We start from the raw sequence: 19,857 nt of genomic DNA on the forward strand, positions 1-19,857 counted from the left end.
GCCGAACTGGCCATCCGCGCCGGCATCCCGGCCGGTGTGCTCAACATGATCACCGCCGACGACCAGAACTCCATCGCCGTGGGCAAGGTGCTGTGCGCCTCCGACGTGGTGCGCCACATCAGCTTCACGGGCTCCACCGAAGTGGGCCGCATCCTGATGGCGCAGAGCGCGCCGACGGTGAAGAAGATGTCGCTGGAACTGGGTGGCAATGCGCCCTTCATCGTGTTCAACGACGCCGACGTCGACTCCGCCGTGGAAGGCGCCTTTGCCAGCAAGTACCGCAACGCCGGCCAGACCTGCGTCTGCACCAACCGCTTTTACGTGCAGGACGGTGTCTACGACGAGTTCGTCGAAAAGTTCGCCGCCAAGGTGAAGACCGCCAAGGTCGGCAACGGTTTCGCGGACGGCGTGAACCAGGGGCCGCTGATCGAAGAAGCCGCGCTGGTCAAGGTGCAGCGCCATGTGGACGACGCCAAGGCCAAGGGTGGCCGGGTGCTCGCGGGCGGCAACCGCCTGAGCGGCCAGTTCTTTGAGCCCACCGTGGTGGCCGACGCCACCGCCGACATGTTGTGCGCCAAGGAAGAGACCTTCGGCCCCTTCGCGCCGGTGTTCAAGTTCGCCACCGAGCAGGAAGCCATCGATGCCGCCAACAACACCGAGTTCGGTCTGGCCAGCTACTTCTACAGCCGCGACATCGGCCGCATCTACCGCGTGGCCGAAGCGCTGGAGTACGGCATGGTCGGCATCAACGTCGGCATCCTGGCCACCGAGCACGTGCCGTTTGGCGGCGTGAAACAGTCGGGTCTGGGCCGCGAAGGCTCGCACTACGGCATGGACGACTACGTGGAAGTGAAGTACCTCTGCCTGGGCGACATCCTCAAGTGATCGGGGTGGCCCGCTGAGCGATCAGCGGGCCGGCGTCCCGGAATGAGCGAAAATCCGGACTGTCATCAAAATTTCACACCACTGCAAAGAGGCTGCCACAAATGGCAGCCTCTTTGCTTGTCTGCGCTCACATCCATGATCTCCATGCTCGGCAGCCTCGAACCCTGGCTCCTCATCAGCCTGCTGGTGGCCCTTTTGTTCGTCCTCGCATTTGAATTCATCAACGGCTTCCACGACACCGCCAACGCGGTGGCCACCGTGATCTACACCCGGGCCATGCCACCCTCGGTGGCGGTGTTTTCGTCGGGCGTGTTCAACTTCCTGGGTGTGCTGCTGGGGGGTGTGGGTGTGGCCTACGCGATCGTGCACCTGCTGCCGGTCGAGCTGCTGATCGACGTGGACTCCGGCCGGGGTCTGGCCATGGTCTTCTCGTTGCTCACGGCGGCCATCGCCTGGAACCTGGGCACCTGGTTCCTCGGCATCCCCGCCTCCAGCTCGCACACGCTCATCGGCTCGATCCTGGGCGTGGGCATGGCCAACGCGCTGATCACCGACATCGAACTCTCGCAGGGCGTGAACTGGCAGAAGGCGATCGACATTGCGGTCTCGCTGGTCCTGTCGCCCGTGGCCGGCTTCATGGTGGCGGGCCTGATCCTGGTGGTCCTGAAATGGTGGAAGCCCCGTTCCACCATGCACAAGACACCCGAAAAGCGGATGGAAGACGTGGGCAAGAAGCACCCGCCTTTCTGGAGCCGCATGGTGCTGGTGCTCTCGGCACTGGGCGTGAGCTTCGTGCACGGCTCCAACGACGGCCAGAAAGGCATCGGCCTGATCATGCTGGTGCTGATCGGCATCGTGCCTTCGTACTTCGTGCTCGACCTGAACAGCAGCAAATACGAGATCGACCGCACGCGCGACGCGGCCATGTACCTCAGCGATTTTTACCAGCGCAACGACGCCACCCTGTCGTCCTACCTCGCGCTGGGCAAGTCCAATGGCAGCGAACTGCCCGCCAAGTTCAGGTGCGACCCGCACCAGACCGAAATCACGATTGCCGCCCTGCAGCGTGGCCTGGCCGGCGTGACCAGCTACACCTCGCTGGCGCCCCAGGCGCGTGTGGACATCCGCCGCTACATCCTGTGCCTGGACGACACGGCCCGCAAGGTGTCCCGCCTGGCCTACCTGCCCTCCGGAGAAAAGAGCGATCTTTCCCGCCTGCGCAAAGACCTGACCGCCTCCACCGAATACGCCCCTTTCTGGGTGGTGATTGCGGTGGCCCTGGCGCTGGGCATCGGCACCATGATCGGCTGGAAGCGCGTGGTGAAGACCGTGGGCGAAAAGATCGGCAAGCAGGGCATGACCTATTCCCAGGGCATGAGCGCGCAGGTGACGGCGGCCATGGCCATCGGTCTGGCCAACGTGTATTCCCTGCCGGTGTCGACGACCCATGTGCTCTCGTCCGGTGTGGCGGGCACCATGGTGGCCAACCGCAGCGGCCTGCAGAGCAAGACCGTGAGCAGCATCCTGATCGCCTGGGTGCTGACACTGCCGGTGTCCATGTCGCTGGCGGCCGGCCTGTACTGGCTGGCGCACCGCATGTTCATCGCCTGACGTCCGGCGGACGCCCGTCGGCATCGCTTACACTGACAGGCCTCTGCGGGTGTAGCTCAATGGCAGAGCTGTTGCTTCCCAAGCAACTGACGAGGGTTCGATTCCCTTCACCCGCTCCAGATTTCAAAAGGCCCCTCGGGGCCTTTTTTCATGCGAGCCCCGAGCGCGGACCTCACCCACAAAAAAGCCTGGACAAACCAGGCTTTTTTGGGTCGGAAGGGCGGCGGGAACCGCGGCCTGCCAGCGTCAGATCAGCGTCACACCGGTCTTGGACTGCAGCAGCTCCAGCGTCACATCGGGAGCCATCTCCACCACCTTCAGGCCTTCGGGCGTCACGTCCATCACGGCCAGGTCCGTGATGATGCGGTTCACCACGCCTTTGCCCGTCAGCGGCAAGGTGCATTTCGGTAAGATTTTCAGGTCTTCGGTGCCGTCTTTCTTCTTGGCCACGTGTTCCATCAGCACGATCACGCGCTTCACGCCGGCCACCAGGTCCATGGCGCCGCCCATGCCCTTGACCATCTTGCCGGGGATCATCCAGTTGGCCAGGTCGCCCTCGGCCGTCACCTGCATGGCGCCGAGGATGGACAGGTTGATCTTGCCGCCGCGGATCATGGCGAACGACTGGTCACTGCCGAAGATGGCCGAGCCCTTCATGGTGGTCACGGTCTGCTTGCCGGCGTTGATCAGGTCCGGGTCCACCTCGTCTTCGTAGGGGAAGGGGCCGATGCCCAGCATGCCGTTCTCGCTCTGCAGCCACACCTCCACGTGGTCGGGCACGTGGTTGGCCACCAGCGTCGGGATGCCGATGCCGAGGTTCACGTAAAAGCCGTCCTGCAGTTCCTGCGCCGCACGCGCGGCCATCTGGTCTTGGGTCCAAGGCATGGTGTTCTCCTTATTTGCGGTCGCGGGTGGTGCGCTTCTCGATGCGCTTTTCCGGGCTGGCGTTGAGCACGATGCGGTGCACGTAGATGCCGGGCAGGTGCACGTCGTCCGGGGCGATTTCGCCGGTGGCCACGATGCGCTCCACCTCCACGATGCAGATCTTGCCGGCGGTGGCGGCCGCGGGGTTGAAGTTGCGCGCCGTCATGTTGAAGCGCAGGTTGCCGGACATGTCGGCCACATCGGCCTTCACCAGCGACACCTCGGGCAGCAGCGAGCGCTCCATCACATAGGTCTCGCCGTCGAACTCGCGCAGCTCCTTGCCTTCGGCCACCAAGGTGCCGACACCGGTCTTGGTGAAGAAGGCCGGGATGCCGGCCCCGCCAGCACGCAGCTTCTCGGCCAGCGTGCCCTGCGGCGTGAATTCGAGTTCAAGTTCACCGGCCAGGTACTGGCGCTCGAACTCCTTGTTTTCACCCACGTAGGACGAGATCATTTTCTTGATCTGGCGCGTCTGCAGCAGCTTGCCCAGGCCGAAGTCGTCCACGCCCGCGTTGTTGGAGATGGCGGTCAGGTTCTTGACGCCGGAATCGCGCAGTGCGTCGATCAGCGCTTCGGGGATGCCACACAGGCCAAAACCGCCCACGGCGATGAGCTGGCCGTCGGCCACCACGCCCTTGAGGGCTTCGGCTGCGCTCGGGTAAATCTTGTTCACGTCGGTTGCTCCAGTGGTTGAACAGGGATGGGCGCTACGATACTACGTAACCGCATACGTAGTTTGACCTAATGGCTAACCCGAACACCGACCCGTTGGACAGCGCCAGCGGCATCGACTACCGCCTCGCCTTCGATCTGGCACCCATTGGGCTGGCGCTCTCGCGCCAGCGCACGATGGTGGACTGCAACCAGGCCCTGTGCGAGATGTTTGGCGCCGCGCGCGAGCAGCTGGTGGGCCAGAGTTTCCAGGTGCTCTACCCGAGTGCCGACGAGTACGAGCGCACCGGCGCGCGCATCGAACCCCTTCTCGGACGCAACGGCACCTACGCCGACGACCGCGTCATGAAACGCATGGACGGTCGCTTCAAGGGAGAAACCTTCTGGTGCCACGTCACCGGGAGGGCCCTGCGGCGCGAGGCACCTCACGAAGCCGGCATCTGGAGCTTCGAGGACCTGAGTTCACGCCGCGCCGTCAAGGCCGAACTCACCGGGCGCGAACGCGAAGTGGCCGCCTTTCTGATGGATGGCCTGACCAGCAAGGAGATCGGCAAGTCGCTCGGCATCAGCCACCGCACGGTGGAGATCCACCGCGCGCGGCTGATGCGCAAATACCAGGCGCACAGCACGCCGGACTTGGTGCACCGGTTGCTGGGTTGACCCCCGCCGCGCTGCGCGCGACCACCTACAGGGGGCAACGCGGTGCGGCCCGGCAAAGCCGGGACCAAAGCGTTCTGGAATGGGGGACCTCGCTTCGGAGCGCTCCGCAGCGAAATGCTGGACTCACCGTCTCACTGCGGCTGGTAGCCGCTGGCCTGGATGATCTTTGCCCAGACCTCGCGGTAGGCGACCTCGCGTTTGCCGAGTTCGGCACCGCTCATGAAGCCCACGGTCAGTCCCATGGCGGTCAGCTTGTCCTTCACGTCCGGCAGGGCAATCGCTTTCTGTATGGCCGCGGCGAGCTTGTCCAGCGTGGCCTTGGGTGTGCCGGTGGGCGCGAAGATGCCGTAGTACGGCACCTCTTCGAAGCCTTTGATGCCGACCTCGGTGAAGGTTGGCACCTCGGGCAACGACGCCTGGCGCCGGGTACCCATCACAGCCACCACCCGCAGCTTGCCGGCCTTGTGGTTTTCAATGAAGTCGGGCACCGAACCCACGCCCGCCGGGATGGCGTTGCCCAGCATGTCGGCCATCATGGGCGCACTGCCCCGGTAGGGCGCGGCCACCAGGTCCAGGCCGAACTGCTGGCCGATCACCTGCACGGCGAACTGTGGCGTGGAAGCCGGCGCGGGGATGCCCAGGGCGGACTTGCCGCCAGCGGTTTTCACGCTGTCGATCCAGGCCTTGAAGTCGCGCGCGGGTGTGCCGCCCGAGAGCGCCACCGCGTTCACGAAGGTGGCAAACCCGGCCACCGGCACAAAGTCCTTGGCCGGGTCAAAACCCGGGTTCTTCATGGTCAGCGGCAGGATGGACACGCTGTGGTCGTGGCTCAGGAACAGCGTGTGGCCATCAGGCGCTGCGGCCTTCAGCGCCTGCGCCGCCAGCTGGCCACCGGCCCCGGCCTTGTTGTCCACCACAAACGGCGCGCCCAGCTCGGCCTGCAGGCGCTCGGCCAGGATGCGGGCGATGGCGTCGGTGCCACCCCCGGCGGGGAAGCCCACCATCAGCCGGGTGGTGGTCTGTGCCTGTGTCAGGCCCATGCTGGCGACGGCGCCCAGGGCGAGCGCGGCGCGCAGGGAGCGCGTCAAAAAGGAACGGCGGAACGTGGTCATGGTGAACTCCATTCAAAGAAAAAAAGTGAATCAGGCGGCGGGCGGTTCCACCACCTCGGCCGCGGTGCGAAAGGCCTCCACCGAGGTGGGAATGCCGCAGTAGATGGCCGCGTGCAGCAGCACCTCCTGGACCTCCTCGACCGTGGCCCCGTTGTTGAGCGCGCCGCGCACGTGGCCCTTGAGCTCGTGCTGCTTGCCCAGCGCGGTCAACATGGCCACGGTGACCAGGCTGCGCGTCTTGCGGTCCAGGCCGGGCCGCTGCCACACATCGCCCCAGGCGGCGCGGGAAATGTGGTCTTGAATGGGCTGGGTGAACGGTGTGGCACCGGCCAGTGCGCGGTCCACGAACGGATCGCCCATCACTTCGCGGCGCGTGGCCAGGCCCTTCTGGTATTGCTCGTCCTGCATGCTGTGCTCCATGTGTCAGATTGGGTTCCACGGTCAAGGATAAGCTGGCGGAATTGCAAAAGCCTGAATGGAGACCAACATGGCTCAGACGCCCCGCTATCCCCTGCCCGACCTGAACACCCTGCCCGACGATCTCAAGACCAAGATCCTGGAGGTGCAAGAGAAAGCAGGCTTCGTGCCCAACGTGTTTCTGGGCCTGGCGCGCCGCCCAGCCGAGTGGCGCGCGTTCTTCGCGTACCACGACGCGCTGATGACGCCCGAGACCGTCGGCCGCACCTCGGGACTCACCAAGGGCGACCGCGAAATGATCGTCACCACCACCAGCGCGGCCAACCACTGCCTGTACTGCGTGGTCGCGCACGGCGCGATCCTGCGCATCTACGAGAAAAAACCGCTGGTGGCCGATCAGGTGGCGGTGAACCACCGCAAGGCCGACATCACGCCACGCCAGCGCGCGATGCTCGACTTCGCGATGAAGGTCTGTCTGTCGTCGCATGACATCGACGATGCCGACTTCGAGACCCTGCACGCCCAGGGGTTCAGCGACGAAGACGCCTGGGACATCGCCGCCATCACCGCCTTCTTTGGCCTGTCCAACCGCGTCGCCAACGTCACCGGGATGATGCCCAACCCTGAGTTCTACCTGATGGGTCGGGTGCCCAAGCAAAAGTGAGGCAAAGGTCCCCATGCTCCGCCGCGGCGCAGGTCGCGGCCCCACAAGGCGGGGTGCGCCGGCTGGGGGGCGGCCCGCCTGATCAGCCCTTGGTGAGCCTGGGCGGCCCACCGGCCGTCTCGATCAGCGCCCGCGCCTGATCGGACATGGGCACCGATTTCTGCCTGGGAAAATCCACCCAGACAATGGTCGCACCGCCATTGGCGTACACCGTGTCAGGGTCGTCGACGCGCGACATCTCATGGAAGGTGTCGAACGAGGTTTTGCCCATCGTCCCCGCATAGGTGCGCACCAGCACATCGCCCGGGAACTCCAGTTGCCGGATGAAGTTGCAGAAGGCGTTGACGATCACGGGCCCTTCGCCCTTTGGATCGGCCGGCAGCCCCATGCCAAAGAACCAGTCCAGGCGCGCGATCTCCATGTAGCGGAAATAGACCGTGTTGTTGACATGGCCCATCGCGTCCATGTCGCCCCAGCGGATGGGCACCACGATGGAGTGCACCAGTGTTTTGTCGTCGGGCAGTTCGAGTTTCATGTCGGATTCCTCATCGGTGAGCGCGGATCGACGCCAGGATGCCGGCCACGAACAACACGCAGGCCAACAGCTGCGCGGTCGCCGGCCAGTCGCCGCTCCATGTGAAGGCGTAGATCAGGGCAAACACGGTTTCACTCACCACCAGCTGGCCCGCCAGGCTGGTGCTCAGACGGCGGCTCGCCACGTTCCACATCACCGACGCGATCCAGGCCGACCCGATGCCGGTGAAGGCGCAGACGAAGACAAAGCCGCCAAAGCCGGGGCGAGACACCAGCCCGTCCCAACCGGTCCCCCAGCCCAGCCAGAGCAGCACCCCGCCCAGCCCGGCCGCGAGCCCCAGCCAGTTGGCCCACGCCGTGGACTTGACCTCGGGGTGGCGGCGGATCCAGCGCGCGTTGAGCATGCCGAAGGCCAGCCAGCTGAGCATGGCGCCGACCGCCAGCAGCACGCCGCGCCAGAAATGCCCTGTCCCGGTGGCGCTGACCTCTGCCGCCGTGGCGTCCATCATCAGCGCCATGCCGCTGGCCGTCAGCAGCAACCCGGGCAACAAGGCCGTCCAGCGCAGATGGTCCGGCTTGCCCAGCAGCATCATCCAGACCGGCAGCGTGCCGATGATCAGCGCCGGCAGCGCCGCCCCGGCGTCCGCGATGCCATAGACCAGCAGCAGGTAATAACCGGTGTAGCCCAGCACGCTGAGCCCGAGCGCAGCGCGCGACTGGACCGCATCGGGCCACAGGGCGGCCCGGGCACCGGGTGATGCCCGCAGCGTCTGCCACAGCATCCACGCCAGCGAAAACAGGCCGCAGGCAACGAACCGACCCGCGGTGTAGTCCTCCGACGAGAACCCGGGCGCGACCAGCGGCGCCACAAAGGTCGTGCCCCAGAACGCACCCGCCCCCAGACCGGCGGCGATGCCCACGGCCATGCCGGGCGGCAAGCCCGCTGGCGCGCGCTCAGACACCGAAGCCGTCATCCGCTGCGATCACCGCACCGTTCACGAAATGGCTCTCGTTGGAGGCGAGCATGACCAGGATCGCGTCCAGGTCGGCCGGCTGTCCCACGCGCTTGCGCGGCAGCATGCTGATGAGCTTCTGGCCCTGCTCGGTCTGCCAGTGGTGGTGGTTGATCTCGGTGTCGATGTAGCCCGGGCAGATGGCGTTGACGTTGATGCCGAACTTGCCCCACTCCACCGCCATGGCCTTGGTCATCTGCACCACCGCCGCCTTGCTCATGCAGTACACGCCGATCTGCGGCAGCACCTTGAGCCCGGCCATCGAAGCGATGTTGATGATGCGCCCGCCCACGTAGGTGCCGGGTGCCGCGCCCTTGGCCCGCGCGAGCATGCGCTTGGCCACTTCCTGGGCCACGAAGAAAGCGCCTTTGGTGTTGGTGTTGAGGATGAAGTCGTAGTCCTCCTCGGTCACGTCCTGCAGGCGCTGGGTCGTGCTCACGCCCGAGTTGTTGACCAGGATGTCGATCGGGCCGACCTCGGTCTCGGCATGGGCGATGGCCGCCTTGATGGACGCCAGATCGGTCACGTCCAGCGCCACCACATGGGCGTCGCCGCCATCGGCTTCAATGTGGGCGCGCAGCGCCATCAGGCGGTCGGTGCGGCGGCTGGCCAGCACCACGGCCGCGCCGGCCTGGGCCAGGGTCTTGGCAAACTGCTCGCCCAGGCCGCCCGAAGCACCGGTGATGAGGGCCACACGGCCGGAAAGGTCAAGGCTGTAGGCCATCTAGAGAACCTCCTCGAAAGACAATCGGAACGCCACCGGGGCGGCGCAGGTGACAAACATTGTGCGCCATCGGCCACTAGAATCCCTCACGCCCACGACAGGCCCGCCCCCCGGGGCGGACCACCCCACACAAGAGGAAGCCAGCCCATCATGAGTCCCCAAGAAATCCTGAGCACCTACGGCCCGCGCGAGGCCATGGAATACGACGTGGTCGTGGTCGGTGGCGGCCCCGCCGGCCTGGCCACCGCCATTCGCCTGAAGCAACTGGCGGCCGAGAAGGGCAGCGAGATCAACGTCTGCGTGCTGGAGAAAGGGTCCGAGCCCGGCGCTCACATCCTCTCGGGCGCCGTGATGGACCCCAAGGCCCTCACCGAGCTGTTCCCGAACTGGAAAGAACTCGGCGCGCCGCTGAACCAGCCGGTGACCGGTGACGACCTGCTGGTGCTCTCCGAGTCCGGTGCCACCCGCACGCCCGACTGGTTGATGCCGCGCAACTTCGACAACCACGGCTGCTACGTCATCAGCCTGGGCGCCGTGACCAAGTGGCTCGGTGAACAGGCCGAAGCCCTGGGCGTGGAGATCTTCCCCGGCTTCAGCGCTGCCGAGGTGCTCTACAACGACGACGGTTCGGTGAAGGGTGTCGCCACCGGCAACCAGGGCGTGGGCAAAGACGGCGAGCCGATGGAGAGTTTCCAGATCGGCATGGAGCTGCACGCCAAGTACACCGTGTTCGCCGAAGGCGCCCGCGGCCACCTGGGCAAACAACTCATCGCCAAATTCAAACTCGACGAGGGCAAGGACGCGCAGACCTTCGCCATCGGCATCAAGGAGCTGTGGGAAGTGCCGGCCGACAAGGCCAAGCCGGGCCTGGTGGTGCACACGGCCGGCTGGCCGCTGAACGACGACGCCTTTGGCGGCGGTTTCTTGTACCACCTCGAAGGCAACAAGGTCACGCTGGGTTATGTGATCGGGCTGGACTACCAGAACCCGTGGATGAGCCCGTTCGAAGAGATGCAGCGCTGGAAGACGCACCCCAGCATCAAGGCCCACATCGAAGGCGGCAAGCGCCTGGGCTACGGTGCGCGGGCGCTGAACAACGGCACCCCGCAGGCCCTGCCCAAGCTGGTGTTCCCGGGCGGTGCCATGGTCGGCTGCAACGCCGGTTTCCTGAACGCCGCGCGCATCAAGGGCAGCCACGCGGCCATCAAGAGCGGCATGTTGTGCGCCGAGGCCGCGTTCGAGGCCGTGGCCGCGGGACGCCAGTCCGACGAGCTGAGCGCTTTTGAATCCGGCTTCAAGGCCAGCTGGCTGCACGAGGAACTCTGGACCTACCGCAACTTCAAGAACTGGTTCAAGAAGAGCCCGCTCATGGGCAAGCTCATGACCGGGGTGGAGCACTGGTTCCTGCCCAAGGTGGGCGTGAGCAACCCGCCCTGGACGCTGCACAACACCACCAAGGACCACACCAAGCTCAAGCCGGCCAATGAAATGCCGCAGATCACGTACCCCAAGCCCGACGGCGTGATCACCTTCGACCGCTTGAGCAGTGTGTTCGTGAGCAACACCAACCACGAAGAGCAGCAGCCGGCGCACCTGACGCTGAAAGATCCGAGCGTGCCGGTGCAAATCAACCTGGCCAAGTACGCCGGGCCCGAAAGCCGCTACTGCCCGGCCGGGGTGTACGAGTTCGTGAACAAGGACGGCGCCGATCAGCTGGTGATCAACGCGCAGAACTGCGTGCACTGCAAGACCTGCGACATCAAGGACCCGACGCAGAACATCGTGTGGGTCACGCCCGAGGGTGGCGGCGGGCCCAACTACGCCGGCATGTGAGTCCGGACCTGGCCAAAAAAGACCGCCTTCGGGCGGTTTTTTTTTGCGCTGTCGCACCGGAGTGACGGTCGCTGCATGGGCACGCTTCATGCATTGCAAAAAGATACAAACCCCCTATGCTGGGGAGGTTTTCACCCCAAGCCCATGACCTCCGCATCGCTCTACCGCCACCGCTGGATGCTGATCCGCTTGCCATTGGCGCTGCTGGCGGTGGTCTTGGCCGCGATGGCCTGGTGGTGGCACTACCCGATGCCCCCTTCGCGCCTGACCATCAGCACCGGCCTGGCAGACGGCGCCTACCACCGGCACGCCGCGCGGTACGTCGAGGCCTTCGCCCGGCACGGGATCGAACTGGTGGAGGTGGCGTCCACAGGCTCGGCCGACAACCTCCGGCGCCTGCAGGCGGCCCCGCCCGAAGCCGATCTGGCGCTGGTCCAGGGCGGCTTCGGGTGGTCGTCTTCGTCCGGCAACCCCGGGGACATGGCCGCGGTGCAGACGCTGGCCAGCGTGGACATCGAGGTGTTGTGGCTGTTCACCCGGGACGCCCCATTGACCTCGCTCGTGCAGCTGGCCGGTCTGCGGGTCGCGGCAGGCCCCGAAGGCAGTGGCCACCGCAGCATGTTGCGCCGCCTGCTGGCGCAACAGCGCGTGTCACCCGAAACGGTGACCCTGTCGGACCTCAGTGGCGTGGCCGCTCGCGACGCCCTGAAGGCCCAGACCGTCGACGCGGTGTTCATGGTGGCCGCGCCCAGCGCGCCGGGCATCACCGCACTGCTCACAGCGCCCGGCGTGCGGCTCGCGACCCTGCAGCGCACCGCGGCCATCGCCGAGCGCAACAACTACCTGGAGAACCGCCTGCTGCCCCAGGACGCGCTCGGCCCCACGCAACCGCCCGTCGACACCCCCGTGCTGACCACGCCGACGCACTTGCTCGTGCGCCAGGACCTGGACCCCGCCCTCAAACGCATGGCCACCGCCGTCGCGCTGGAGGTGCACCGCGAGGCCGGCGCCTTCCACCGCGCGGGCGAATACCCGGCGCTGCGTTTCAGCGACTTCCCGGCCGCGCCCGAAGCCCGCATGGTGCTGGCGCGCGGGTTGGGCGGTCTGGAAGCCGTGCTGCCCTTCTGGTGGGCTCAGGTGCTGCAGCGGTTGCTGGTGATCGGACTGCCGCTGGCCCTGGTCACCGCCCTGCTGTTCCGCCTGATCCCGGCCTGGGTGCGCTGGCGCCTGGAGAGCCGGGTGTCGCGCTGGTACGGCGAGCTCATGTTCATCGAGAACGACCTGGCGTCCAGCACCCTCAATGTGGGCGGCATCGAACTCAGCCGCATCAACTCGCGCCTGCGCGAGATGGAAGACGCCATCGCATCGGTGAAGTTGCCGCCCGAACTCGCCCAGCGTTGGTACATCCTGCGCCAGCACGTCGACTTCGTTCGGGGTCACATCCGGGGGTACCGGGGGCGATGAAAATCCTGCTGCTCTACCGCCGCCGCTGGTGGCTGATCTACCTGCCGATGCTGTTGGCGGTGTGTGCGCTGCTCGCGGTGACGCTGTGGGTGTGGAAACCGCTGCCACCACCGCGCGTGGTCATCGGCACCGGACCCGGCCAGAGCAGCTACCTGACGCTGGCCAGGGCCTACGCCGCCCGGCTGGAACACCTGGGCATCGCGGTGGACATCGTCACCCACGACCGGCCACAGGAACCGCTGGAGCGCCTGGCCCGCGGCGGTGCGGGGCTGGACGTGACGTTTGCCCAGGGCCTGTATGCACCACAAGGTGGCCAGGTGCAGGCGCTGGCGGTGATCGGTCATGAGATCGTGTGGCTGTTTGCCCGCGAAGGCATTCACAGCCTGTCGCAACTCCGAGGGCAACGCATCGCCAGCGCGGTCGCGGGTTCGTCCAACCGGCTCGCGGCCGAGCTGCTGCTCCGGCATGCGGGCATCCGGCCCGACGAGGTGAGCTTCACCACCGACGTGGGCGACGCAGCGATCAGCGCCATCAGCGAAGGCCGGGTCGATGCGGTCGTTCATGTGGCCACCGGCGACTCGCAGACCGCCGCCACCCTGGCGCGGCTGGACGGCGTGCACCTGCTCGGCGTGGAGCGCGCCGGCCTGCTCGCCACGCGCGAGCCGAGGCTGCGCGCGGTGATCATGCCGCAGGGCTCCATCGAGCTGCGCAGCAACCTGCCCGGCGCCGACCTGCCCACGGTCGTGACCCTCACCCACCTGCTGGTGCGCCCCGATCTGCATCCCGCCCTGCAGCGCGCGCTGCTGGACGTGGCGGGTGAACTGCACGTGATGGCCGGTTTTCTCGAAGGTCAGGGGCTGTACCCGTCCACGGTGGGCAGCGACTTTCCGGTGTCGCCCATGGCAGCGCGGCACCTCAGGGGTGGTCGCCCATGGCTGGAGACCCTGCTGCCTTACGGCACCGCGCAGTGGGCCGAGCTGGTGCTGTACGCCCTGCTGCCCATGGGGTTGCTGGGCGCGGCCTTGCTGCTGCGGGCGCCCCGCTACATCGACTGGCGCGTGGACGCCGCGCTGCAACACTTCTATGGCGAGCTCAAGTTCCTCGAAGACGACCTCGCGAACACCGCGCCCGGTGACCCCGCCGTCCTGCGACCGTTTCTGCGGCGGCTCGACCACCTGGAGCGGGAGGTCTCGGCCATGGAGCTGCCCGACCGGTACGCCGACCGCTGGTACACCCTGCGCGAACACCTGCAGCAGGCCCGCGAGCGGCTGCATGTCCTGAAACCGGCCTGAGGCTGCGCTACATTCAGCGCCCATGACCGCGCCCGCACTGCACCCCGACCTGATCCAACACCTGCGTGCGCTCGCCAGCGGCCCCCGCTGCCTGCTGGGCGTCGTGGGCCCCCCCGGCGCCGGCAAGTCCACCCTGGCCAGCCTGATGGCACAGGCCGTCGGCAAGCGGGCCCAGGCCGTGCCCATGGACGGTTTTCACCTGGCACAGACCGAGCTGGAACGACTGGGGCGTGCCTCCCGCAAGGGCGCACCCGACACCTTCGACGCCGCCGGCTACGCCGCGCTGTTGCGGCGCTTGCGCGACCCCGTGGCCGGCGAGGTGGTCTACGCGCCCGACTTCCGGCGGGAGATCGAAGAGCCCGTGGCCGGCGCACTGCCCGTGTTCCCCGACACGCCGCTGATCGTCACCGAAGGCAACTACCTGTTGCTGGACGACGGCCTGTGGCAACCGGTGGCCGGCCTGCTGGACGAGGTCTGGTACCTGCAGGTGGAACCCGGCCTGCGGCTGGAGCGCCTGGCCCAGCGCCACCAGCGGTTCGGCCGCAGCCGCGAAGCGGCGCTGGCCTGGATCGCGTCCACCGACGAGCCCAACGCCCGCCGCATCGAGGCGGTGAGGCACCGCGCCCAGCGCCAGATCGGCTGGGACGAGGCGCAGGGCCTCTTCCACTGGCTGGCGCCCTGAACGCCTCGCAGACGCCGGAGTGTTTCCGAAGCGCAACATTTACCCCCGTCAGAGGGTGAGTTGTTCACGCTCCTAAAAGGTTCTTAAGCATCGGCCCCTATCATCCGAAAGTTATTGTTTCCCCTGCTCCCCCACAGGGAAGCAGTACAAAACCCCAAAAAAATGACACGGTGTCCAGGGTCAGGAAACCCCGGCGCCCTTCCCACGAGATCAGGTGGTTTTGCATGTTTCTGGCGCTTCAACCCCTGCTGCGCAGCCGCACACCGGCGCACCTTCTCCTTCGGGCCGCGGTCGTGGCCCTGCTCGCCACCATCGTGGCCCTGTCCCTCTCCCGGCTGAACCGCGACCTCCAGGTGTCGTTCGACATGCGGACCGAACGCGCCGGACCGTTCCAGTTCTACTACGCTGGCCCTGACGCGGCCTTCAACGAGCGTCAGAACGTCACCCGCTACACCCCGGCCGGGGTCTGGCAGCGGCACACCATCGACATCAACAGCCTGCGCAGGTTCTCCCTGATCCGCATGGACCCGATCACCGGGCCGGGCACGGTGGAGATCGGCGCGATCGAGATGAGCAGCCGCTGGGGCCGGCTCAAGCTGCAAGGCCCGTCGTTCCAGGCCGCCATGTTCGGCCTGCAGGACCTGGCCATCGACCGGGTCGAATCCGACGTGATCCGCATGCATGGCACCGGCAAGGATCCCCACTTCCTGTTCCATCTGCCCCAGACCGTGGACAAGCCGCGCTTGGCCCAGCAGTGGCCGATGGCCTTGATGGGCCTGAGCGTGGGCCTGTTCTGGCTGGTGCTGGACATCGCCCTGGGCCGCCTGAAACGCAGAAAGCCCGAATGGCACGCACGGGTCGGCCGGATCGCTGCGCGCAGCTGGATCGTGCCGCTGGCCGTGTGCCTGGCGCTCACCTACCGCGCGGCCGACCGCATCTCGGACGACCCGATCGTCGGCGACGGCATCCAGAACCTGCTGATGGCGGTCAACGTCTTCAAGCACAACACCTTCTCGCTCGACACCGGTGAGCGCCTCCGGCCCACCAATTTCCGCGAACCCCTGGACCCTTTGCTGGTGGGGCTGCACCTCAAGCTGGCGGCGCCCGAGGCGGTGAACCGGCCGTTCGCGGATTTCCGTTCCGGCGAACTCACCCGCACGGCGAAGCTGAGCAACCTGTTCTGGGTGTACGCCGGGCTGCTGGGCATCTGGTTGCTCACCCTGCGGGTGGGCGGCAACAACCTGACCGGGTTCATCGCCACGGGGCTGTCTTTCCAGATCTTCTTCCACGGGGGCATCTACATCGACACGCTCTACACCGAGCTGTCCACCGCCACGCTCATGATCTGGGCCACCTACGGGCTGCTGCGCTCGGTGCAGAAGCAGTCGATGGCCTGGTTCCTGGGCTCGGGCGTGTTGATGGGCCTGCTGGCGCTGGGCAAGGCCTCGTTCGTCTACATCGGGGCGGCAGCGGTGCCTTTGCTGATGATCGCGCTGCTGTTTGCGCGCCGGCCCGACCGCTTCGCCTTCACCCGGGTGATGGTCTGGGGCCTGGCCATGACCACCACCTTCGTGCTGACGCTCTCGCCCTGGCTGCTGCGCAACCAGGCGCAGTTCGGCAACATGCGCATCACCGAGCGTGGCGGGCTGATCCTCTGGGGCCGCGCCCACCTCAACAACATGAGCAACGACGAGGTGCTGGGCCTGATTTACGACAAGAGCCCGACCCTGTACAAAAAGGCCGTGGCGGGCACCCCCTTGGCCGCCGCACCCGGTGATTTCGAGCGCGGCGGACGCTGGCAACGGCACAACCGCTACCTGTCGTCTTTCTGGGAATCGGACCGCCGGGCGGCCTACGAAGGCAAACCGGAGAACGCGGTCAGCTTCCACTACCACGCCGCTGCGCAATACAACCAGCGTGTGTTCCAGCTGCGCGACCAGGGACACCCCAACCCCGATCACGTCGTGGGTGACGAACTGAAGGCCGAAGCGTATCAGCTGCTCAAGGAACGGCCCTGGCGGCACGTGGTCATGACCCTGCCCTTCTTCTGGCACGGGTTCTGGAGCTTCAAGAAGGTGGAGATTCCCTGGGTGTCACTGGAGACACAGGACGCCATCGGGGAACTGCTCAACCTGTTCGCGGGCGTGTCGCTGTTCGGTGTGTTTGTGTATGGGCTGCTGCGCCGCCACGCGCAGTGGGTGGCGGTGACCGTGCTGCCGGTCGGGCTGCTGGTGTTTTATGCCTTCCTGACCCACAACATCCCGCGTTACTCCACGCCCGCACACCCGATGATGTTGCTGGCGTTCGTGCTGGTGCTGCGCACGCTGTGCCTGCGCTGGCGCGCGCGTGGCCAGCGCGCGGGACCGGCGCGGCTGATCGGCTGATCCAGTCACCACTGGTGCGGTTCAACAGGCCGCCCATCCCGGAACGCACGGGATGTAACGCATTCGACACAATGCCCGTGCAGCATCCCCCCACGTTGTTGGAGTGAGAGATGCTGATCAAGACTGAAAAAGGCCGCCTGGAACTGCGCCCAGGCCACCGATCCCTGGGCCAGCGCGAGCGGGCCATCCTGCTGCTGGTGGACGGCAGCCAGACCGAGGTGGTCCTTGCCGACCTCTTTCTGGGAGAGGGACGGACCCTGATCGACCAGCTGCTGCGCAGCGGGCACCTGTCCCGCGTGGGGGACAAGACCCCGAACCGGCCCGTCGCTGCGGACGCGCCGCCGAAACCGCTCACCACGGCCGCCGCGCATGGCGATCCGTTCGTCGGCACACGCTCACTGGCCACGGCGCGCATGTTTCTCTTCGACCTGAGCGAACGCCTGTTTGCGCCACGCGACAAGCTGCTGGCGCAGCGCTTCCGCGACGAGCTGCGCGAGGCCCGCGACGCCGCGGCCATGCTGGCCGTGGGGCGCGCCATGATCGCCAAGGTGGAACAGTTTGCCGGGAGCGAACGCGCCGACGGGATCAGCGAACGCCTGGCCAAGCTGCTGCCCTCCGACGTGATGCTGGAGCCGGCGTAAGCCTCGGGCGCTGGCGATTCCGGTAAACTCGCCCGGTCAGGAGAGAGCACCCGCCCGGGTGCCGCCGAAGGCGCAGGAGACCGGCCCGCACGTCGTGGAAGGTCCTGAACGCTCAGGCAAAAGGACTGGCAACCACCGCCCGAAAGAGCGGTGTCCCCCACTGGAGAGAGGCCGCTGCCCGACAAGGGTTCTGGCGGCCCACCGAAGGAGCAAACGTGGCATCGCCCGCGCGAATCTCTCAGGTAAAGCGGACAGTGGGGCAGCACACGGATGAACCGTGTTGTTCCCGCGACCCTGGTGTCGCGGGTTCTGCCCCACATGACCGCGAGAGTCCCCCCGTGTCCGACACCACCGCCCTGCTCCAGACCCCGCTCAACGCCCTCCACCTCGAACTCGGTGCCCGCATGGTGCCGTTTGCCGGCTACAGCATGCCGGTGCAGTACCCCGCCGGCCTGATGGCCGAGCACCACCACACCCGCAACGCCGCCGGCCTGTTCGACGTCTCGCACATGGGCCAGCTCACGCTGTCGGGCCCCGACGCGGCGGCCGCGTTCGAGAGCCTGATGCCGGTCGACGTGATCGGCCTGGGCGTGAACAAGCAGCGCTACGGCCTGCTGCTGACCGACGAGGGCGGCATCATCGACGACCTGATGTTCGTCAACCGCGGCACCGACATCTTCGTGATCGTCAACGGCGCCTGCAAGCACGGCGACCTGGCCCACATCGTCGAGCGCATCGGCCAACGCTGCACCGTCACCCCGCAATTCGACCGCGCCCTGCTCGCCCTGCAAGGCCCGCAGGCCGTGACCGCGCTGGCCCGTCTGCTGCCGGGCGTGGAACAGCTTGTGTTCATGACCGGCATGGCCGCCACCTGGAACGGCGCCGACCTGTTCGTCACCCGCAGCGGCTACACGGGCGAAGATGGTTTTGAAATTTCCCTGCCCGCGGCCAGTGCCGACGCCTTCGCCCGCGCCCTGCTGGCGCAGCCCGAGGTCAAGCCCATCGGCCTGGGCGCGCGCAATTCGCTGCGCCTGGAAGCCGGCCTCTGCCTCTACGGCAACGACATCGACACCACGACCACACCGGTCGAGGCGGCGCTGAACTGGGCCATGCAGAAGGTGCGCCGCACCGGCGGCGAACGCGCCGGCGGCTTCCCCGGCGCTGATCGCGTGCTGGGCCAGCTCGACGGCACGGTCGCCCTGACGCGCAAGCGCGTCGGCCTGGTCGCGCTGGAACGCGTGCCGGTGCGCGAACACGTCGAGCTGCAGAGCCTGGACGGCGTGAAGATCGGCGAAGTCACCAGCGGCCTGCTCGGCCCAAGCGCCGACAAGCCCGTGGCCATCGGCTACGTCGCCCCCGAGTTCGCCACTGTTGGCACCCGCGTGAACGCGCTGGTGCGCGGCAAGGCCGTGCCGATGGAGGTCGCGCCCATGCCTTTCATCCCGAATCGCTATTTCCGCGGCTGATACTGTCCCGTTTTCAAACTTTTCACCGGAGCCCACCATGACCACCAAGTACACCGAAGACCACGAATGGATCACCGTTGACGGCGGCATCGCCACCGTCGGCATCACCCACCACGCGCAGGACGCGCTGGGCGACGTGGTGTTCGTCGACCTGCCCGAAGTGGGCAAGACCTTCGCCCAGAAAGACGTGGCCGGCGTGGTCGAGTCCGTCAAGGCCGCGGCCGACGTGTACATGCCCGTCAGCGGCGAAGTCATCGAGGTGAACGAGGGCCTGCGCGCCGACCCGGCCCTGGCCAACAGCGACCCGCTGGGCGCGGGCTGGTTCTTCAAGGTCAAGCTGAGCGACGCTTCGCAAGTGGACGCCCTGCTGGACGAAACCGCCTACACCGCCTTCTCGGCCGCCGCCTGATCCGCCCCTTTCCGTTCGGGCTGAGCCTGTCGAAGCCCTCGCACATCTTTGCCGTTCGCTGCCCTTCGACAGGCTCAGGGCGAACGGTCTGTGGAAGTTGCCGCCATGCTGATGCCGTCCGTCAAACCCCTGGATGAACTCGAAAACCCCAGCGAGTTCATTGCCCGCCACATCGGCATCAGCGAAGCCGATGAAACGCTGATGCTGTCGGTCATCGGCGAGGCCTCGCGCCGCGCGCTGATCGACGGCATCGTGCCGCGCAGCATTGCGCGCAGCGCCGCCATGGACCTGCCGCCCGCGACCACCGAGGCTGCGGCACTGGCCGAGCTCAAGGCCATCGCGGCCAAGAACAAGGTCTTCAAAAGCTTCATCGGCCAGGGCTACTACGGCACGCACACGCCGGGCGTCATCCTGCGCAACATCCTCGAAAACCCCGCCTGGTACACCGCCTACACGCCCTACCAGGCCGA

19 protein-coding genes, 1 tRNA gene, 1 pseudogene and 2 riboswitches are annotated in these 19,857 nt (G+C 66.7%); of the genes and pseudogenes, 14 read left to right on the plus strand and 7 right to left on the minus strand.

The genetic code is table 11. From position 1 onward, the window contains the following. From IV088_RS17835 to IV088_RS17845, 3 genes are all read left to right on the plus strand, one after another. Positions 1 to 885 (plus strand): aldehyde dehydrogenase family protein (locus IV088_RS17835; RefSeq protein WP_291104972.1); only part of this gene is annotated, 885 nt, incomplete at its 5' end. A 135-nt stretch (positions 886 to 1,020) separates the two neighbouring features. Continuing rightward, entirely contained in the window at positions 1,021 to 2,496 is a 1,476-nt protein-coding gene (locus tag IV088_RS17840) for an inorganic phosphate transporter (protein ID WP_291105021.1), read from the plus strand. 45 nt (positions 2,497 to 2,541) lie between these two features. Then, positions 2,542 to 2,615, plus strand: a tRNA-Gly gene (locus IV088_RS17845). Positions 2,616 to 2,742: 127 nt separating this feature from the next. Here the strand turns inward: IV088_RS17845 and IV088_RS17850 are convergent. Next, the gene (locus IV088_RS17850; protein ID WP_236964862.1) at positions 2,743 to 3,381 is read right to left on the minus strand and encodes a CoA transferase subunit B; all 639 of its coding nucleotides are present in this window, start codon (positions 3,379 to 3,381) and stop codon (positions 2,743 to 2,745) included. 10 nt (positions 3,382 to 3,391) lie between these two features. Beyond that, positions 3,392 to 4,093: a CoA transferase subunit A gene (locus IV088_RS17855; protein ID WP_236964861.1), complete on the minus strand. Its 702-nt coding sequence runs from the start codon at positions 4,091 to 4,093 to the stop codon at positions 3,392 to 3,394. A gap of 71 nt (positions 4,094 to 4,164) precedes the next feature. Between IV088_RS17855 and IV088_RS17860 the strand changes: the two genes are divergently transcribed. Beyond that, positions 4,165 to 4,752: a LuxR C-terminal-related transcriptional regulator gene (locus tag IV088_RS17860; RefSeq protein ID WP_291104978.1), complete on the plus strand. Its 588-nt coding sequence runs from the start codon at positions 4,165 to 4,167 to the stop codon at positions 4,750 to 4,752. Positions 4,753 to 4,883: 131 nt separating this feature from the next. Here the strand turns inward: IV088_RS17860 and IV088_RS17865 are convergent, their stop codons facing one another. Both IV088_RS17865 and pcaC read right to left on the minus strand, forming a co-directional pair. Continuing rightward, positions 4,884 to 5,864 carry a Bug family tripartite tricarboxylate transporter substrate binding protein gene (locus IV088_RS17865; protein ID WP_291104981.1) on the minus strand — a complete coding sequence of 327 codons (981 nt, stop codon included), beginning with the start codon at positions 5,862 to 5,864 and terminating at the stop codon, positions 4,884 to 4,886. Between the two features lie 30 nt (positions 5,865 to 5,894). Then, on the minus strand, positions 5,895 to 6,272 hold the full coding sequence (gene pcaC / locus IV088_RS17870) for a 4-carboxymuconolactone decarboxylase (protein ID WP_291104984.1): 378 nt from the start codon (positions 6,270 to 6,272) through the stop codon (positions 5,895 to 5,897). 79 nt (positions 6,273 to 6,351) lie between these two features. Here pcaC and IV088_RS17875 point away from each other — a divergent pair, with 79 nt between their 5' ends. Further along, positions 6,352 to 6,945, plus strand: coding sequence for a peroxidase-related enzyme (locus IV088_RS17875; protein WP_291104987.1), 594 nt, complete (start codon positions 6,352 to 6,354; stop codon positions 6,943 to 6,945). Positions 6,946 to 7,027: 82 nt separating this feature from the next. Here IV088_RS17875 and IV088_RS17880 read toward each other — a convergent pair whose 3' ends face one another. From IV088_RS17880 to IV088_RS17890, 3 genes are read right to left on the minus strand one after another with little or no spacing between them, the layout of a single operon-like run. Then, complete coding sequence (locus IV088_RS17880; protein ID WP_291104990.1) at positions 7,028 to 7,480, minus strand: thioesterase family protein; 453 nt, start codon at positions 7,478 to 7,480, stop codon at positions 7,028 to 7,030. Positions 7,481 to 7,490: 10 nt separating this feature from the next. Then, entirely contained in the window at positions 7,491 to 8,453 is a 963-nt protein-coding gene (locus IV088_RS17885; protein WP_291104993.1) for a DMT family transporter, read from the minus strand. Continuing rightward, complete coding sequence (locus tag IV088_RS17890) at positions 8,434 to 9,216, minus strand: SDR family oxidoreductase (RefSeq protein ID WP_291104996.1); 783 nt, start codon at positions 9,214 to 9,216, stop codon at positions 8,434 to 8,436. The genes IV088_RS17885 and IV088_RS17890 overlap by 20 nt, the downstream gene beginning before the upstream one ends. 150 nt (positions 9,217 to 9,366) lie before the next feature. On the opposite strand from IV088_RS17890, the gene IV088_RS17895 reads away from it, so the two are divergent. The 9 genes and pseudogenes from IV088_RS17895 to IV088_RS17935 form a co-directional block, all read left to right on the plus strand. Further along, a complete protein-coding gene (locus IV088_RS17895; RefSeq protein ID WP_291104999.1) occupies positions 9,367 to 11,049 on the plus strand; it encodes an electron transfer flavoprotein-ubiquinone oxidoreductase in 1,683 nt (560 codons plus the stop codon). A 144-nt stretch (positions 11,050 to 11,193) separates the two neighbouring features. Further along, a complete protein-coding gene (locus tag IV088_RS17900; protein WP_291105002.1) occupies positions 11,194 to 12,513 on the plus strand; it encodes a TAXI family TRAP transporter solute-binding subunit in 1,320 nt (439 codons plus the stop codon). Beyond that, entirely contained in the window at positions 12,510 to 13,805 is a 1,296-nt protein-coding gene (locus tag IV088_RS17905; protein WP_291105005.1) for an ABC transporter substrate-binding protein, read from the plus strand. The genes IV088_RS17900 and IV088_RS17905 overlap by 4 nt, the downstream gene beginning before the upstream one ends. 22 nt (positions 13,806 to 13,827) lie before the next feature. Next, complete coding sequence (locus IV088_RS17910) at positions 13,828 to 14,487, plus strand: nucleoside/nucleotide kinase family protein (protein ID WP_291105007.1); 660 nt, start codon at positions 13,828 to 13,830, stop codon at positions 14,485 to 14,487. A 224-nt stretch (positions 14,488 to 14,711) separates the two neighbouring features. Next, positions 14,712 to 16,871, plus strand: coding sequence for a hypothetical protein (locus IV088_RS17915; protein ID WP_291105010.1), 2,160 nt, complete (start codon positions 14,712 to 14,714; stop codon positions 16,869 to 16,871). 110 nt (positions 16,872 to 16,981) lie between these two features. Further along, positions 16,982 to 17,512, plus strand: coding sequence for a hypothetical protein (locus tag IV088_RS17920; RefSeq protein ID WP_291105013.1), 531 nt, complete (start codon positions 16,982 to 16,984; stop codon positions 17,510 to 17,512). Positions 17,513 to 17,547: 35 nt separating this feature from the next. After that, positions 17,548 to 17,642: riboswitch (glycine riboswitch) on the plus strand. 20 nt (positions 17,643 to 17,662) lie between these two features. Continuing rightward, positions 17,663 to 17,777: riboswitch (glycine riboswitch) on the plus strand. 73 nt (positions 17,778 to 17,850) lie between these two features. Further along, positions 17,851 to 18,978: a glycine cleavage system aminomethyltransferase GcvT gene (gene gcvT / locus IV088_RS17925; protein ID WP_291105016.1), complete on the plus strand. Its 1,128-nt coding sequence runs from the start codon at positions 17,851 to 17,853 to the stop codon at positions 18,976 to 18,978. A gap of 37 nt (positions 18,979 to 19,015) precedes the next feature. Further along, positions 19,016 to 19,387: a glycine cleavage system protein GcvH gene (gcvH, locus tag IV088_RS17930; RefSeq protein ID WP_291105019.1), complete on the plus strand. Its 372-nt coding sequence runs from the start codon at positions 19,016 to 19,018 to the stop codon at positions 19,385 to 19,387. Positions 19,388 to 19,492: 105 nt separating this feature from the next. Beyond that, positions 19,493 to 19,857, plus strand: a pseudogene (locus IV088_RS17935) (glycine dehydrogenase (aminomethyl-transferring)); the annotation flags it as partial.

This window comes from Hydrogenophaga sp. (assembly GCF_018780075.1).
In the GTDB taxonomy this organism is placed as follows: domain Bacteria; phylum Pseudomonadota; class Gammaproteobacteria; order Burkholderiales; family Burkholderiaceae_C; genus Hydrogenophaga.

Excerpts from the sequence above, each read along its gene's own strand:
- IV088_RS17840 (WP_291105021.1), top strand. The coding sequence starts at position 1,021 with ATGATCTCCATGCTCGGCAGCCTCGAACCCTGGCTCCTCATCAGCCTG.
- IV088_RS17850 (WP_236964862.1), bottom strand. The coding sequence starts at position 3,381 with ATGCCTTGGACCCAAGACCAGATGGCCGCGCGTGCGGCGCAGGAACTG.
- IV088_RS17860 (WP_291104978.1), top strand. The coding sequence starts at position 4,165 with ATGGCTAACCCGAACACCGACCCGTTGGACAGCGCCAGCGGCATCGAC.
- IV088_RS17865 (WP_291104981.1), bottom strand. The coding sequence starts at position 5,864 with ATGACCACGTTCCGCCGTTCCTTTTTGACGCGCTCCCTGCGCGCCGCG.
- pcaC (WP_291104984.1), bottom strand. The coding sequence starts at position 6,272 with ATGCAGGACGAGCAATACCAGAAGGGCCTGGCCACGCGCCGCGAAGTG.
- IV088_RS17875 (WP_291104987.1), top strand. The coding sequence starts at position 6,352 with ATGGCTCAGACGCCCCGCTATCCCCTGCCCGACCTGAACACCCTGCCC.
- IV088_RS17880 (WP_291104990.1), bottom strand. The coding sequence starts at position 7,480 with ATGAAACTCGAACTGCCCGACGACAAAACACTGGTGCACTCCATCGTG.
- IV088_RS17885 (WP_291104993.1), bottom strand. The coding sequence starts at position 8,453 with ATGACGGCTTCGGTGTCTGAGCGCGCGCCAGCGGGCTTGCCGCCCGGC.
- IV088_RS17890 (WP_291104996.1), bottom strand. The coding sequence starts at position 9,216 with ATGGCCTACAGCCTTGACCTTTCCGGCCGTGTGGCCCTCATCACCGGT.
- IV088_RS17895 (WP_291104999.1), top strand. The coding sequence starts at position 9,367 with ATGAGTCCCCAAGAAATCCTGAGCACCTACGGCCCGCGCGAGGCCATG.
- IV088_RS17900 (WP_291105002.1), top strand. The coding sequence starts at position 11,194 with ATGACCTCCGCATCGCTCTACCGCCACCGCTGGATGCTGATCCGCTTG.
- IV088_RS17905 (WP_291105005.1), top strand. The coding sequence starts at position 12,510 with ATGAAAATCCTGCTGCTCTACCGCCGCCGCTGGTGGCTGATCTACCTG.
- IV088_RS17910 (WP_291105007.1), top strand. The coding sequence starts at position 13,828 with ATGACCGCGCCCGCACTGCACCCCGACCTGATCCAACACCTGCGTGCG.
- IV088_RS17915 (WP_291105010.1), top strand. The coding sequence starts at position 14,712 with ATGTTTCTGGCGCTTCAACCCCTGCTGCGCAGCCGCACACCGGCGCAC.
- IV088_RS17920 (WP_291105013.1), top strand. The coding sequence starts at position 16,982 with ATGCTGATCAAGACTGAAAAAGGCCGCCTGGAACTGCGCCCAGGCCAC.
- gcvH (WP_291105019.1), top strand. The coding sequence starts at position 19,016 with ATGACCACCAAGTACACCGAAGACCACGAATGGATCACCGTTGACGGC.